Below are 15971 nucleotides of genomic sequence, written 5' to 3'. Positions count from 1 at the left end.
CCCGGCGTGGTCAGCGGCCGCGCTGCAGTGTGATGTCGCCCATGTTCCGGGGTAAATGCAGGGTCAGGGGCTGGTCGCCGTCCAGTGTCAGCGTCAGGGTGTCGCCGGTGGTTTTCAGCATGGCCGCAGGCGCCGGTGTTATCGACTCGGTGGCGCTCCATTCCCCCGTGCGCATCACCACGAGGAATTCCCGGGCTTCTGCCTGGCGCCCGGGTTGCAGCTCCAGGCGCCAGGCGCCGGGTTCGGCACCGCGCTCTTCGCGCTTGCGTTGCGCGACCGCCTGCACCGTGCCGTCCTCGTCGTAGTTCTTCTCATCGACGAAGTACTCAAACCCGGGGCCGCCGATCGCGGTCAGGCTGGCGTCTTCCGGCAATAGCACTTGGCCTTTCAGCACGCCTCGCGGCCCCGATGCGGTGTGTGGCGCTGCAATACGAAAGTTCGGACCCTGCAGCTCGGGCTCCAGTTCGCTGTGCAGTAACCACTTCTGTCGGAACGTGGCATCTTCCGTCGTGACCCTGTCGTGGACAACGATCACCTGTGCGCGGCGGTCAAACACGAAGCTGCGCTGGTAGTGCCGAATCCGCTTGTTGCGGGCCGAGAAATCACCCGTGCCGGATGCCGCATTGGTGTAAGCCGGGGTGAGGTCCGCCACCACCCAGGACACGCCGTCGGCATCGCCGTGGCGAACTTCACCCACAGTGCGGTAGTGCTCTCCTTGCTGTTGCCAGTGCAGGTAATCCAGAGGCGCCGCACGCCCCCAACCTGAACCCACGCGTCGCTGGCCGCCATCGTTGGCGATGACACGGCTCGGCTCGCCTTCGGTTTTCGACGGCATTGGTGCGTCGTCCGCCGGGTCCGTTACCGTGACTACATTGTGCGCAATGCTTTGATAGCTGTAGTTCAGGTGATGCTCGGAGCCATAGCGGTTGTAGAGGCCACTGTCGAGCGCGAGGGGCCCGCTGCGGAAAATGGTGAAGGCGCCCTGATCGAGGTGGGAGTGCGACCAGAAGTTGTCACCCGCGCGGAATGTGACGAAGGTGGCATCCGCTTGCCAGCTGGAGCGCGCCAGCAGTAACCCGATACCGTCGAACCAGCGGCTGGTGGGTTCCCGCTGCAGGGCTGTGTCATTGGCAAAACTCGCCTGCGACAGCGGGCCCCAGGGCCAGCCCAGTGGCACCGTTTGCTGTGGGGGTGCCGCCAGCGAGTAGGCAGGGCGGTGCCGGGTCTCCAGTGCCAGGGGGGCGAGGTCGGGTATGCGGCGGCGGAAATACGCGGCGTCACCGCTGCGTATGTAGGTACCATCCGGGCGCATACGGTGTAGCGCGAAGTCGGCAAAGCCGCGGATACCGGGTTCGCTGGCAAACAGGTCTTCCCCGGTCGCGGTGCGCCACAGGGCCGGCAGTTGGTAAATGGCTTGGCCAATGCCTATGCCGACATACTCCCCGCCTTCATGCCAGCCGCCCGTGGTGCCCATGACCTGCCGCCACACCGGGAGTACCCGGTATCGCCAGTAGTCTGCCGTGAAGCGCATGCAGCTATCGTTGGCGCTGTCGCCGTGGCTGGCGATCGCAGCCATCATCAGTGCCTGCAGGGGGCTGTTGTAGAGGTAAACGTTGTACGGTGACAGGGTATATTTGTCCGTGATGACGTGAACCTGATACGCGCAGGCGGCTTCCACTTTGGTCAACAGGCTGTGCCGTTGCGCGGGTGTCCACAACGCATGTAGCCAGTCGTAGGCGAGGGCCAGTGGCTTGGTTTGCTCGTGCCCGCGCCACTCGGGTTCCAATGCCATCAGGTCGCTGTGCAGTGCCTGCAGATCCTGTGAGCCGGGTTCAACCCGCGCCAGCAGAATGCGTGAATACAGCGCGCCTTTCGCAGCGCGCTTGCGGTGTTGGTCCCAGAACCCCGGGTTGTGCGCGCGCAGCAAGGCGATGTCTTCGGCGGCTGGCGCCGGCAGCCGGGGGTGCTGTTGTCGCCAGTCTGGAAAGGTGGGTGTTGGCAGGGTATCAATGCTGGGTAGTGCATAGGGCGGGCGTTCATCCCGGGCCAGGAGCACGTAGAGGGCAGCCAGAACAAGCACACTGCCCACAGCGGCGGTGCCGAGCAGCAGACGCGTTCGTTTGCCCGAGAGCGGTCGCCGCGTTCGCGCACCGCGTCCAGGCCGCACGCCGGACAGGGTAGCGCGCGTGGCGTGTTTGTCGGCATCCCCCGAGTAGTGGCCCCAGCGCCATACCGAGGCCAGCCACCAGCCGCCAGTTGCCACCAGTGCATCGGTGAGGTCGGGGTAGCGGCCGGGTACGAACTGCTGCCACCATTCCAGGCCGAGAGTCCCCATTGCCACGGTAAACGCCAGAAGGGCGCGAGCTACCTGGCTGCGGCTCCACGGGTAGGTCACCCAGGCGAGGGCGATAAATACCCAGACGGTTTCCAGCAGATTGACCACGCCGTGCACGCTGTTGATGTGCCCGCGGAATGGTATCCAGTTCACCGTGCGGAGTGCGGTATCAACGCTGCCCGGAAGCAGGGCGTCGTGAATCTGGTAGGCCAGCAGGGATAGCAACAGAGCCCAGCGCAGGTAGCGCGGTGAGACATTGCGCAACAACCAGAACACAGGTATCAGGCAGGCAAAAGCCAGCAGCGCCTCTGCCGACAACACCCGGCCCAACACCAGCACCTTGCCCAGCAACACCGCAAACAGCAGGCCGAACACCGATACGAGCCGGCGCGGGCCTGGGGAGAGAATGCTCAATAGTAGTGTGCCCACCGCAAACAACATCAGGATGTAGCTGATGACCTTGGCGCCGAGCAATGGCGTCACTCCCAGCACCGTTGCCTTGAGTGGGGCGAGACCGGCGCGCAGGTTGCCAATGTCGAGGCTGGGCACCAGTGGTGCCCATTGCGCGAGTAACCAGCAACCCAGGGCCAGCAGGCCGAGCCGGCCGGTGGTGGGGTCGCGTAGCATGGCGAGAACCTGTTGCCGTAGGTGTCGCGAGAGTGGCAAGCGTGCCGCCAGGCCCGCGCCCAGCGCGCCGAGAAAGCCACCGGCACTATTCAGCAGGAGATCTGCCAGTGAACTGACGCGTCCCGGCAGGTAGGTTTGCCCGAACTCCAGGCTGGCGGACAGCGCAGCGGCGGAAACCGTCGCCAGCAGCAGGCGGCGTATCAACGTTCCGCGCAGGCACAGCATTGCCAGCAGCCCGTAAGGCAGGTACACAATCAGGTTCAGGATGAAATCCGAACGGGCCACGCGCTGCGGCCAGTCCATGGCCATGAACGCTTGCCAGCCGCCCAGGGCCCAGTCCCAGCGGTCCAGGGGAAACCAGGTGCCATACACCAGCAGCAGACTGTAGCCAAGCCACAGCCAGGGGAAGTGCGAACGGGTCGGCGCTATCACCGTTGCGTGCTCCGGTTATTTGAGGCCGTATTTTTCCAGCATCGTGTAGAGTGTTGGCCGCGTAACGCCGAGCAGTGCAGCCGCCTCGGAGACATTGTCTCCGGCGTGGCCCAGGGCGCGGATAATGGCGCCGCGCTCCGCCGCGTCACGTACTTGCCGCAGGTTGAGGGGCAGCGCTTCTTCATTGGCGTCCACATCCAGCTCCAAGTCCTCCGCGGTGACCTGGGAGCCCTCCGCCATGATGGCCGCGCGCTTTACCCGGCTCTCCAGCTCGCGTACGTTGCCCGGCCAGCTGTAGCGTTCGATCGCCTCCAGCGCGGCGGCGTCAAAGCTGCGACCACCGTTGCCCAGTTCGCCGGAAAAACGCGCCAGGAAGGCCTTGGCCAGTACGGCGGTGTCGCCGGTGCGATCTTTCAGGGCGGGGATTTTTATCGTCATTTCGCTGACGCGGTAATACAGGTCCTCGCGAAAGCGCCCCTCCTTCATTTGCTCTTCCAGGTTCTGGTGCGTGGCGCAGACGATGCGCACATCGACAGGGATCTCCTTGCGCCCGCCAATGCGTTCCACCACGCGCTCCTGCAGGAAGCGCAGCAGCTTGGCCTGCAGTTCCAGCGGCAGGTCGCCGATTTCGTCGAGAAACAGCGTGCCCTCGTTGGCGTACTCGATCTTGCCGATGGTTTGCTGGTTGGCACCGGTGAAGGCACCTTTTTCGTACCCGAACAGCTCGCTTTCCAGCAGGTTCTCGGGAATGGCGGCACAGTTGATGGCCACCATGCGCTTGCCGGCTCTCGGGCTTAGCTCGTGCAGGGCCCGCGCAAAGCGCTCCTTGCCGGTGCCGCTCGCCCCCAATAGCAACGTGGTAATGTCCGTCGGCGCGATTTTTTCCACGGTCCGACACACTTTCAGCATCTCCGGGCTCACGGCAATGATGTCCCGCAGCGGCATGTTTTCACTGGCTTTCTGCAGGCGCAGGTTTTCCCGCTCCAGTGCGTACACGTGGTAGGCACGGTCTACCAACATGGCCAGCAGTTCCGGGTCAGCGGGCTTCTGGTGAAAGTCCCAGGCGCCGCCGGCAATGGCTTTCACGGCGTTGGCGCGGTCGTTGTCACCGGTCACCACAATGACCTTGGTTTCCGGCGCCAGGCTCAGTACCTCACGCAGGGTCGCCAGGCCTTCGGTGACTCCACCGGGGTCGGGCGGCAGGCCCAGGTCGAGCAGCACAACACCGGGTTCAAAGCGGCGCAGGGCGGTGATGGCTTCACTGCGGTCGCCGGCAATGGCCACCTCATAGCCGTCAAAGGCCCAGCGCAGCTGACTTTGCAGGCCCTTGTCGTCTTCCACCACCAGCAGGTGTTTGCTTTGTGTCTTTGCCATGTCGAGTCCGGTTATTCAGTGTTGGTCGCGGGTTGCGCGCCGTCGATTGGGTGCGATTGTGGATCGGCTTCACCGGATTGCGGCAGGGTCACGCGGAAGCAGCTGCCAACCCCCGGCTCACTCTCCACGCTGATGTCGCCGCCCAGTTGCCGGATGTACTCGCGGCTCTCAAAAGCGCCAATGCCCATGCCGGTGAGTCCCTTGGTGGACTCGAACGGGCGAAACAGGCGCTGCCGCAGAAAATCGGCATCCATGCCGCGGCCGCTGTCGCGTATCGCCACAACGACCTGCCCCGCGCTCGTGATGACTTCCACAATGACCGTGCCATCGGCCGGCGTGGCCTCCTGCGCATTCTGGATCAGGTGGTTGAACACCGTGGCCAGGCGCTCACTGTCTGCCTCTACGTGCACCGCATGGGCCGGGGGTTGCAGGCTGGGTGCAGGGCGCACGCTACTTCTGCCACTGACGACCTCTTGCAGCAGCGGCCCCAGTTCGACATTCCCTGCGCTGGCGCTGCGCAACCCGCTGCGCATCTGCTCCATCAGGCGCTGCATCCGTGCTACCGAGTTATCGACGGTGGAAATCATGTCGTCGATAAAGGCGGGATTGTGGCGGTGCTTGGCCGCATTGGACACGATAAGCGACTGCTGCGCCAGAATGTTCTTCAGGTCGTGCACCACATAGGCAGATAAACGGTTGAAGGCATCGAACTGTCGCGCCTCCACCAGCGCCTGACTGGCGAGGTGCTGGGCGAGGTGGCTCGCGGCCTGCCGGCCCGCTGTTTTCAGCAGGTCGCGGTCCTCCCAGTTGATGGTGTCCTTGAGGGTGGATTTACGCAGCATCAACACGCCCTCCAGACGGTCGCGAAACACGAGGGGGATAATGAGCCAAAGGGTTTCATCCTGTTGCAGCCAGGCGGGCAGCTGCAGATCCACGTACAGGTCGGGAGCGCTGCGCCATTCCTGCAGGTTGACCACCCAATCAGTGCGCTGTAGCCAGGCGGGCAAATTCCCCAGACCCTCATTCGCATCCTCTGGAATACTCATTTCCCAGTGTGCCAGCAAGCGCAGGGGCTGACCCTCGCTGCCGCCCCAGAGCAAACCCGCGCGGCTTTCCACCAGCGGCGCCATGGTGCGGATAATACCTTCTGCCACGTCTTCACTCAGGCTCGCGAGCGCCCCGGTAAACTTGAGCCATTCCTCCCGGTAGTCGTAGCGGTAGCTGAAGAAGTGCTTGCTGAGTTGCACACGCAGCAGCGCCCGCAGGCGGCCCGAGAACAGCAGGCTGAACAGTAGTGTTGCCGCCGCGACCAGAAACGTCAGTTGCAGCACCGCGCCCCAGCTGCCGCCCATGAACTTGAGGAAGTAGCCGATGGCCGCCATGCCCAGCAGGTAAATGCCTGCACCCACCAGAGTGACCGTGTGGAACACCACCTGACGCGACACCTGCAGCTTTCCGCGCCACGAGCTGTAGCGTGCAAAGGCAATGCCCAGCGCCGGTGTGACCACGGCGTTGACCAGCCCGCGCGCCTGCCAGAGGTCGGGATCCAGGCGGCGGAACAGCAGCGCCTCCGAATACATGAAGAAGTCCCAGGCCGCGATGGCACCGAGGCTGAAACAGAGGAATTTCAGCGACCAGCGCTCTGCCGTTGAAGCGTTGCGGTAGAGCTGCTCGACGATGAGTAGTGTGCCGAGGGCGAACGCCAGCCACAGGGCGAGGGTTGCCTCATAGCCGATTACGGAACCCAGAAGTGGCGCCAGCATGGGCGCCATGACCACAACCAGCGCCAGCGCCGCGCCACAGTAGAACAGTGGCCGCCAGTCGCGACCGCGCAGGGTCAGTAGTGCACCGTCGGTTTGCAGGCCGAGCAGCTGCAACAGGAAATACACCCAGGCAATATTCCGTACCAGCTCAGCCACCTGTATCAGCTGCACCGGGGGATAGTCGGCCAGTGTGCCAAGGCCGACGATAGCCGACCACAGTGCGGAGGCCGTGCAGGCAAGGAACAGGCTGGTGCCCAGGGGGCGCACGCGCCATTGGAGCACCAGCAGCAGTGCCAGCAGCGCGAAACTGACGGCGGCGACCAGGTAGGTAATCAGGCCGATATTGCCTGTCATGTGCTTGTCGTACTCCCCGCGCAAACTGCCCCGAGTCGCCGCTGGCGACCGGGGGCATGGCCGTAATGTCGTCCAGACCTTATACTCAGTGCAACGGCGTGTAAATGTCGACGCTTTACAGATGCCAAACGCCGCACACTTCAAGACTAACAACAGTGTGTGGATTCGCGTGTTCGGGATGGGGAAACGTGGGGAATGACAACACTGGAAGCAACGGAGGGCACCCTGCGTGCAAGTCCGGTCACGTGGCTGGTGACGGGTGCGGCGGGTTTTATTGGTTCCCACCTTTGTCAGCGGCTGCTGCAGTTGGGGCAACGGGTGCGTGCGCTGGATAACTTCGCCACGGGCCACCAGCACAATGTGGATGCGCTGTTAGAAGAAGCGGCCGGCGCCGGGTCGTTTGAATTCATCGAAGGAGACATCCGCTCGCTGGCAGACTGCCGGCGCGCGGTCGAGGGCGTACATTACGTGCTGCACGAGGCCGCGCTGGGGAGTGTGCCAAGGTCACTGGAGGATCCCCTCCTGACCAATGCCGCCAATATCGACGGCTTCGTCAATATGCTGGTGGCGGCGCGCGATGCGGGAGTCAAGCGTTTCGTTTACGCCGCATCGTCGTCCACCTACGGAGATCATCCCGGCCTGCCCAAGGTCGAGGACGAGATTGGCAAGCCGTTGTCACCCTACGCTGTTACCAAGTACGTCAACGAGCTTTACGCCGATGTGTTCGGACGCGCCTACGGCATGCAGACCATTGGCCTGCGCTATTTCAATGTGTTCGGCCCGCGGCAGGACCCCGAAGGTGCCTATGCCGCAGTCATTCCACGCTGGTTTGGCGAGTTGACAGCCGGGCAGCGCTGCCAGATCAATGGCGATGGCGAAACGTCGCGCGATTTCTGCTACATCGACAATGTCGTTCAGGCCAACGTGCTGGCCGCCACAGCGGATTCCCCGGAGGCGGTGAACCAGGTGTACAACGTGGCCTTTGGCGGCCGCACCACGCTCAACGAGTTGTACTACGGCATACGCGACCTCCTCAGCGCGCGTCAGCCGGAACTGGCGACGCTGGAGCCGGTGTATGGCGCGTTTCGGGAAGGCGATGTGCGTCATTCGCAGGCCGACATCAGCAAAGCGGGGCAGCTTTTGGGGTATACGCCTGCCTTTGACGTTGGCGAGGGGCTGTCACGTACGGCAGCGTGGTTTATGGGGCAGTCTTCCAAATGAGCGATTCATCCATGCAAGAAACCGTAGCAATTGTTGGCCTGGGCTATGTGGGCCTGCCGCTGGCCGTGGCGTTTGGTCGCACCCGGCGGACAATCGGCTTCGACCTGAATGCGCGCAAACTGGACCACTACCGGGCGGGGCATGACCCCAGCGGAGAGGTGTCCCCTGAGGCGCTTGCCTCCGCTGCGCAGCTTGAGTTTACCAGCGAAGCTGCGGCACTGGCCGAGGCAACCATTATCATCGTGGTGGTGCCTACCCCCATCGACCACGCGCATCGCCCCGACCTCAGCCCACTGGAAGGCGCCTCGCGTGCTGTGGCAGAGCACCTGCGCCCGGGCACGGTGGTTATCTACGAGTCCACCGTGTACCCGGGGTGTACCGAGGAAGTCTGCGTGCCGCTATTGGAGGCGGGATCGGGCTTGCCCTGGGCGGGGCGCAGCGGGGAGGATGTGGCGGCCGACAGTGGTTTCTTTATCGGGTATTCCCCCGAGCGCATCAACCCGGGTGACAAGGTGCACCGCCTGGAAACCATCACCAAAGTGGTCTCCGGCGACACACCCGCAACGCTGGAGCGTGTGGCCCAACTCTACGAGACGGTGGTGGAAGTGGGTGTGCATCGCGCCGCCAGCGTGAAGGTGGCAGAGGCGGCCAAGGTCATCGAGAATACCCAGCGCGACCTTAACATTGCCCTGATGAACGAGCTGGCGATGATTTTCAACAAGCTGGGTATCGACACGCTGGATGTGCTGGAGGCGGCGGGCACCAAGTGGAACTTCCTGCCATTCCGGCCCGGCCTGGTGGGAGGTCACTGCATCGGTGTCGACCCCTACTACCTGACCTACAAGGCGGAAAGTGCAGGCTATCATCCGCAGGTGGTGCTTGGCGGGCGCAAGACCAATGATGGTATGGGCAAGTTCATTGCCGAACAGACCGTCAAGCAGCTGGTGAGCCGCGGCCATCCGGTGGCAGGCGCCCGGGTGACGGTGCTCGGCCTCACCTTCAAGGAGAACTGTCCGGATCTGCGCAACTCCCGTGTGGAAGATATCATCCGCGAACTGCAGGATTACTGCTGTGACGTGAGCGTGCACGATCCACTGGCCGACGCGGCAGAAGCCGAAGAAGAGTACGGTATTGAGCTGGTCGCGTGGGAGGCATTGCCGCCTGCCCATGCGGTGGTATTCGCCGTGCCGCACGCCGAGTATGTGGGCAAGGGGCTGGCGCTGGTAGCGCCGATTCTGGCGCCGGGTGGCGTCGTCATCGACGTCAAGGGCGTGCTTGACCGGAATGCGGCCGCGGAGGCCGGACTGGCGCTCTGGCGGTTGTAATTCGGCGGGTGAGCGCCTTGAACTGGTTCACAGTAACGCAGGTCAATGCACATGTTACCTTGCGATACAATGCCTTTGCCTGCACCATTGGGGTCATAACGAGTAACCCGTAGAGACGCGTCGCCATGTACGACCAGTTCTACCGCTTCAATTCAGAGCCTTTCCGGCTCAGCCCGGATCACGCTTTCGCCTATGCCCACAAGGGTTACATCAAGGCGCGGGCGTACATGGCCTACGCCTTCATGCGCGAGGAAGGCTTTGTCATGGTCACCGGCCGGCCCGGTACTGGCAAGACGACTCTGGTCGGCGCCCTGATCGAGCACTTGAGCGGTGAAAACGTGCGCGTCGCCAACCTGGTGTGCAGCCAGCTAAGAGCTGACGACCTGTTGAAGCTCGTGGCCTACGAGTTTGGTGTGGCGGTGGATGTGGTGGAAAAGGGCGAGCTGCTGCAGCGCCTGACCCAGCAGCTGCGTGCCTGGCATCGCGACGGTCGCCGCGCCCTGCTGATTGTCGATGAAGCCCAGGACCTTGCCGTCTCCGCGATGGAAGAGCTGCGCCTGCTGACCAATATTCAGGTCGGCGGCAAGCCGTTGCTGCAGATTTTCCTGCTCGGCCAGCCGGAGCTCAGGGAGCTGGTGTTGCGCCCGGAGCTGGAGCAGGTGCACCAGCGCATTGTGGCCGCCAGCCATTTGAAGTCGCTGGAACTGGAGGAGACACGCGAGTACATCCTGCACCGTCTTGATGTGGTGGGATGGCGCGGTGACCCCGCGTTCAGTCAGGCGGTTTTCCCACTGGTGTACAAGTTCAGTGAAGGTATTCCGCGGCGTATCAACCTGATTTGCAGCCGCCTGTTGCTGCACTGTGCGCTGGAGCAGCGGCATCGCGTGGAAGTGGCGGATGTGCGTGAGGTGATCGGCGAACTGCAGGACGAGCATCTGGCGGCGGGCGCGACCTGGTCCGAGGCCGATTTCCACGGGCTTGAGGATGTGCCGGACGCAGAGCCCGAGATGGCGTCTGACAGTGCTCCGGTAGAAACTCCGCAGTCTGTGGCACCGATTGACGAGGCCGTTGAGTCGGCACAGGAAGCCATCACGCCGGACGCCCAGGTATCGCCGGTGACAGCGCGCGGGCGTCAGCATCTGACGGTCGTCGCGGGCGCTGGTGGTGTTGCGGCCCGGCGTACGGGTACCGATGAGCTGGCCGTCGAAACGTTGCACGCACCAGCGGAGGTCGATTCGCCAGCGCCAACGGCCGGGGCGTCGGTTGTTGCCTCACCACTGCACAAGTCGGCGCCGTTAGACGGCGGAGAGAACGCTGAACCGCTTCCCGCAGCTGCCGCTTCTCGTGCGCAGGCGGCGCAGCCTGAGGATGCCAAGCCGGCCACCAGAGCTATCCCGAAGAGGCAAGCCAGGCGCAGGGCCACTGCGGCGCAAAAGCCGGTGGCAGCGAGTGCGCGAGGCACATCGGAGCCTTCTCACGAACACGGCGGTGGTTGGGTCATTGGACTTATTCTGGTGTCGTCAGTGGCTCTTGTCGCCTGGGCGGCCACCGGGTTCAGTCTCGGTTTTTTTCTGGAATAGTGGGGAAAACGGTGGGATATTGCCCACCGTGTGTGGTTACCTGATGTTACGCTGGCAGTGCGGTTGCGTGCTGTCAGGGTGGCGCCGGGAATCAATGTTACAACGATATGGGCCGCGAGTGGCTCGCTGAGGAGTAGAAGAAGATGAGCATATTCACCGAACTTCCAGGGGGGCGTTCGCCTGTTGCGCAGGTGCTGGTAGCGCTGATGGTTGCACTGCTGGCCGCCTGCGGCTCGCATCCTCCGGCGCCGGCCGGCGAGGGCTCTGCCGCGCTGGACTACAACTACGTGATTGGTCCCGGCGATACCATGGAAATATTCGTCTGGGGCAACCCGGAACTCACCACCACAGGCATCGTGCGTCCGGACGGCAAGTTCACAACCCGTCTGGTGGAGGACTTGCAGGCGAGTGGCCGGACGTCCACCGAGCTGGCACGGGACATTGAAAAAGCCTATGGCGACTATGTGCGTCAGCCCGTGGTCAGCGTTATCGTCAACGGGTTTGTGGGCGTACCGGAACAGCAGGTCAGGGTTGTGGGTGAGGCGGCAACGCCGTCCAGCGTGCCGTACCGTCAGCACATGACGTTGCTGGACCTGATGATCTCAGTGGGCGGCATGACCGAATTTGCAGCCGGTAACAAGTCGGTACTGGTGCGCACCTTCGGTGGCAAGCAGGACTCTTACGGTCTGCGCCTGGATGACCTGCTGAAGAAAGGTGATATTTCGGCCAACATGCCGCTGCAGCCGGGTGACATTGTCATCATTTCTGAGAGCTGGTTCTGATGCTGCTGCGTTTCAGGTTGGTGGCGGAGTAGAGAGCCATGCAGGATGTGTACGCGCAACTGGTGAGCTATGTGCTCGGTGTCTGGCGTCACCGCTGGCTGGCGTTGGGCATGGCATGGGTGCTGGCGCTTACAGGTTGGGCCTATGTGTGGCAGATGCCGGAGTCCTATGTGGCGACGGCGCGCATGCACGTGGATACCAACTCTGTGCTGCGACCTTTGATGCGTGGCCTCACCGTCACACCGGATATCAATCAGCGCATCCAGATGATGAGCCAGACATTGCTCAGCCGACCGAACCTTGAGCGGCTCGCGCGCATGACCGACCTCGATCTCGGCGCGACAACGGAAGGCCAGAAGGAAGCGCTGATTAAACGCATGCAGCAGTCCATCGGTCTGTCTGGTAGCCGCGGCAACGCCTCGCTGTACTCGATCGAAGTCACGGATCCGGACCGGGAGACGGCGCGGCGTGTGGCGCAGGCGCTGATTACCGTGTTCATCGAAAATTCCATGAGCGACAAGCGCGAGGACAGTTCCGGTGCACAGAGTTTCCTGCAGCAGCAGATTGCCGATTCGGAGCGGCGTCTGGTGGAGGCGGAGCGTCGCCTCGCCCTGTTCAAGCAAGAGAATGTAGATGTATTGCCCGGCGGCGGCGGCGACTACTACAGCCGCTTGCAGGAAACACGTGGTGCCCTCCAGCAGGCCCAGTTGCAGTTGCGCGAAGTGGAGAACAGGCGGCGGGAGCTGCAGCGCCAGATAGAGGGGGAAGACCCGGTGTTCATCGCCGGAGGCTCCAGTGGCATGGCGCAGTCACCGCTGGACGCACGGGTGCAATCCCTGCAAATGCAGATGGATGGGTTGTTGGCTCGCTACACAGCAAAACACCCTGAGGTGGTGCGCTTGCGCGGCCTTATCGAGGAGTTGGAAGCGGAGCGGCAGGCCGACTACGCCCGTATGCGTGAGCAACCCGGGGCGTCATTTGGCGGGCTGGCGAGCAGCCCCGTGTACCAGGGTATGCGCAGCATGCTGGCACAAACCGAGGCGGAGGCCGCCGAGCTGCGGGTGCGGGTAGGCGAATACGAGCGGCGCGCGGATGAGCTGGCGGCCAAGGTCAACCAGATACCGGAAGTGGAAGCCGAACTGAAACAGCTGAATCGCGACTACGATGTCATTGCCCGCCAGCACCAGCAGATGCTGGAACGGCGGGAATCCGCTCGCTTGTCGGGTGACGTGGAGAGCACGGGGGGGGAGGTGACCTTCCGCGTTATTGATCCGCCCTTCGTACCGCAAAAACCTAGCAAGCCGAACAAGCTTCTGCTTAACGCCGGTGTGTTGGTAGTCGCTCTCGGCGCAGGGGTTGGCGTAGCGTTACTGCTGGCTCTGGTGCATCCCATTGTTACTGATGCCCGCATGCTGGCACACTCCACGGGGCTGCCCCTGCTGGGAACGGTGACCTGGAATAAATCACCCGAAGAGAAGCGCAGTAGCGTCTGGCGGCTGGCAGGTTTTACGGTGTGCGGTGGTGCCCTGCTGATAGCGTTTGCCGGTGTGCTGGTGGCGCCGGGTATAGCGGCATGAGAGCCAGCAATACGGCAGTATTGGCATGCAGCAGGTTGAATGGCCGGAGACGACAACAATGAGTACGATTGAGAAGGCCTTGAGCCAGATGGAGGCTGCCAAGCAGGCGCAACCGGAGCCACCACAGAAGACGGTGGAACGCGCCGGTGAGGCGCAGCAGCCACCGCCTGCACTGACGAGCAGTGACAGCGAGGACACAAGCGACTGGCAGCAGGGCGCGCAGGTTCACATTCTCTTTGATGCGCTGCACGCGCAGGGTTTCCTGACGCCGGCCATTCCCCGCAGTGCGATTGCGGAGGAGTTTCGCACTATCAAGCGTCCGTTGTTGAAGAATGCGTCCGGAAATTCGGCAAGCCCGATTGCCAATGCCAACCTGATCATGGTAACCAGTGCCCTGCAGGGCGACGGCAAGACATTCTCCTCCATCAACCTTGCTCTGAGCATTGCCATGGAGCGGGACAAGACCGTACTGTTTGTCGACGCCGACGTACTCAAGGCGACGGCGGGCCATCGCCTGGGCATACCGGCGGGTACGCCGGGACTGATTGACGTGTTGCGCCGCGAGGCGAAGCCGGAAGATGTCATCCTGCGCACGAATATGGAAAAACTCCGCATATTGCCGGCGGGTACAGCCGATGAACACGCCACGGAGCTACTGGCCAGCGAGAATATGCACCAGTTCATGTTGGAGCTGTCCGCACGCTATCCGGATCGTATTATCGTGTTTGATTCACCGCCCCTGCTGCTGACCACAGAGGCCGGTGTTCTGGCGAGTTTCATGGGGCAGATCGTGTTTGTTGCGTCGGCTGATATCACGCCGCAGCATGCTGTGAAGGAAGCGCTAGAACATATTGGCGAGGACAAGATGGTCGCGGTGATGTTGAACCGCGCCTCTCGTCGCCGTATGGGGCTCTTCGGGATGGGCGTCGGCTACGGCTACGGCTATGGGTACGGCTATGGGTATGGTGGCCGCGCTGAAGCGGCCGAGGTCGCGGATCAGGATGCAGAGAGGGCGATGAACCCGTGAAACAACGCCAGGAACCCGTCTCTAAACTCAGCGGCGCACTTGGGTGTGCCGCGTCCAGCTATCCTGTCGCCCAATGGCCCCAGGCCCGGCTGCTGGCCTTGACGGCGGTGGGCGCGCTGTTGGCCTTGCCGACACAGGCTGCCGAATGGGATACCGATGTGGGCATGTCCGTAGGTGGCTACTACTCGGACAACATCTGTCTCGCACCGAACGACAAAGAAGGCAAGGCCGTGGCGACAGCGCGGCCGGACATCAGTGTTACTGGCAGTGGTGCGCGCGGCAACGTGAATCTGCAGGCGGCGGTGGAGTACAATTCGTTAGGGGACAGCGACCTGGAGTGTGAAACCGGTCAGGCTTCCCAGTTGAGCAATCGCAAGTCGTTTATCCCCAGCGTCCGTTTCAATAGCGACTATGAGCTGGTGGAAGACTGGCTACGATTGGATGCAGCGGCCTCTGCGCGAGAGAACTCGCTGAATCCCTTCGGGCCGCCGGGCACCGGCAATGGGCGCGACAACACTAATATCGTCTACGACTACACTGTGGGGGCGTTATTGCAGCGTCGTCTGGCGCAGACGGCCAACCTGCGCTTGCGTTACGCCTACAACGAACAGTTCAACGATGCCGACATCTATGGCAACAGCGCTGAAGACCGTGTCGAATTTGATCTCGACACGTTGCCGGGCCAGGGGCGCCTTAGCGCTGGCTTGGGCGGCCAGTACAGCAAAATCAATTACGAAGCCACGGACTTCCAGCCCGCCTTTGACAATGAGCTGTCGAACGCCGAATTCCGTCTTGCCTTCCAGGTGCTGGACAGCTGGCAGATCAATGGCCTGGCTGGCGAGGAATGGAACGAATTCACCAGCCAGCGCGACGATATTGACGGTAGCTACTGGGACGTAGGAATCCGCTGGACGCCCAATCCCCGGGTCGAGGTCAATGTCGGTACCGGTGAGCGGTTTTTTGGCAGCACACCTCGGGCAGATATACGCTACCGTCACAAGCGCAGTGAACTGAGCGCGAGCTACGTGCGCACGCTGACTCTGCCGCGCACGCTGCGCGGATCCGACGCAAGTCTCGTTGACCCCAGTGATCCTTTCGGCCCGGGGTTTGGTGAACTACCGGGGGATCTCCTCGGAAATGAGGGGCAGCCCACGTTCATCGGAAATTCACCGGTGCTGGACGAACGTTTCGAGTTGCGCTATCGCTTTGAGGCCCGGAGAAGCTCCGTAACGCTTTCGGCTTCCGATTCACGGCAACAGCGTGCCGATGACGGCTCCGAGGCGACGTTCAGCGAGGCAGGCGTTACCTTTACCCGCTCGCTCTCCAGTACCTTGTCGGCGAATGCCCGCCTGCGCTGGTACGAGCGCGAGGGGCAGGAAGTTGATGGCGGCAACTTCGGTGGTTTTGGGCAGGATAGCGAAACCTGGGTGGCAGGTTTGGGGCTAACGCGCCGGCTCGGGAATGATACAACCCTCACGCTTGCCTACCAGTTCCTGACTCAGGAATCCGATTTTGCCCTGAACAATTACGACGAGAACCGCGTCACGTTCAACGTCAGACACGCTTTCTAGGAC

Annotated in this window: 10 protein-coding genes; 7 read left to right on the top strand and 3 right to left on the bottom strand. The window is 62.6% G+C overall.

The genetic code is table 11. The features are described 5' to 3' along the window. Positions 1 to 10 precede the first annotated feature (10 nt). The 3 genes from G533_RS21795 to prsK are packed head-to-tail and all read right to left on the bottom strand — an operon-like array spanning position 11 to position 6885. Positions 11 to 3394 carry a VanZ family protein gene (locus tag G533_RS21795; protein ID WP_051230255.1) on the bottom strand — a complete coding sequence of 1128 codons (3384 nt, stop codon included), beginning with the start codon at positions 3392 to 3394 and terminating at the stop codon, positions 11 to 13. A gap of 15 nt (positions 3395 to 3409) precedes the next feature. Continuing rightward, a complete protein-coding gene (gene prsR, locus G533_RS0111830) occupies positions 3410 to 4768 on the bottom strand; it encodes a PEP-CTERM-box response regulator transcription factor (protein WP_027950129.1) in 1359 nt (452 codons plus the stop codon). 11 nt (positions 4769 to 4779) lie between these two features. Further along, a complete protein-coding gene (gene prsK, locus G533_RS0111825) occupies positions 4780 to 6885 on the bottom strand; it encodes an XrtA/PEP-CTERM system histidine kinase PrsK (RefSeq protein WP_027950128.1) in 2106 nt (701 codons plus the stop codon). 195 nt (positions 6886 to 7080) lie between these two features. Here prsK and G533_RS0111820 point away from each other — a divergent pair, with 195 nt between their 5' ends. From G533_RS0111820 to G533_RS0111790, 7 genes are all read left to right on the top strand, one after another. Then, positions 7081 to 8106, top strand: a complete 1026-nt coding sequence (locus tag G533_RS0111820) for an SDR family oxidoreductase (protein WP_027950127.1) — start codon at positions 7081 to 7083, stop codon at positions 8104 to 8106. Positions 8107 to 8117: 11 nt separating this feature from the next. Beyond that, positions 8118 to 9431 (top strand): nucleotide sugar dehydrogenase, encoded by a 1314-nt coding sequence (locus G533_RS0111815; RefSeq protein WP_035527901.1) that lies wholly within the window; start codon positions 8118 to 8120, stop codon positions 9429 to 9431. A gap of 125 nt (positions 9432 to 9556) precedes the next feature. Continuing rightward, a complete protein-coding gene (locus G533_RS23985) occupies positions 9557 to 11011 on the top strand; it encodes an ExeA family protein (protein ID WP_084638955.1) in 1455 nt (484 codons plus the stop codon). 143 nt (positions 11012 to 11154) lie between these two features. Continuing rightward, on the top strand, positions 11155 to 11793 hold the full coding sequence (locus tag G533_RS0111805; RefSeq protein ID WP_051230254.1) for an XrtA/PEP-CTERM system exopolysaccharide export protein: 639 nt from the start codon (positions 11155 to 11157) through the stop codon (positions 11791 to 11793). Positions 11794 to 11831: 38 nt separating this feature from the next. Beyond that, positions 11832 to 13370 (top strand): XrtA system polysaccharide chain length determinant, encoded by a 1539-nt coding sequence (locus G533_RS0111800; protein ID WP_027950124.1) that lies wholly within the window; start codon positions 11832 to 11834, stop codon positions 13368 to 13370. Between the two features lie 58 nt (positions 13371 to 13428). Beyond that, positions 13429 to 14397 carry an XrtA-associated tyrosine autokinase gene (locus G533_RS0111795; protein WP_027950123.1) on the top strand — a complete coding sequence of 323 codons (969 nt, stop codon included), beginning with the start codon at positions 13429 to 13431 and terminating at the stop codon, positions 14395 to 14397. Then, on the top strand, positions 14394 to 15968 hold the full coding sequence (locus tag G533_RS0111790) for a TIGR03016 family PEP-CTERM system-associated outer membrane protein (RefSeq protein WP_051230253.1): 1575 nt from the start codon (positions 14394 to 14396) through the stop codon (positions 15966 to 15968). The genes G533_RS0111795 and G533_RS0111790 overlap by 4 nt, the downstream gene beginning before the upstream one ends. Positions 15969 to 15971 lie beyond the last annotated feature (3 nt).

It is taken from the genome of Haliea salexigens DSM 19537 (assembly GCF_000423125.1).
GTDB lineage: Bacteria > Pseudomonadota > Gammaproteobacteria > Pseudomonadales > Halieaceae > Haliea > Haliea salexigens.
The sequence above is the reverse complement of the archived record's forward strand: the minus strand, read 5'-3'. Positions and strand labels throughout refer to the sequence as shown.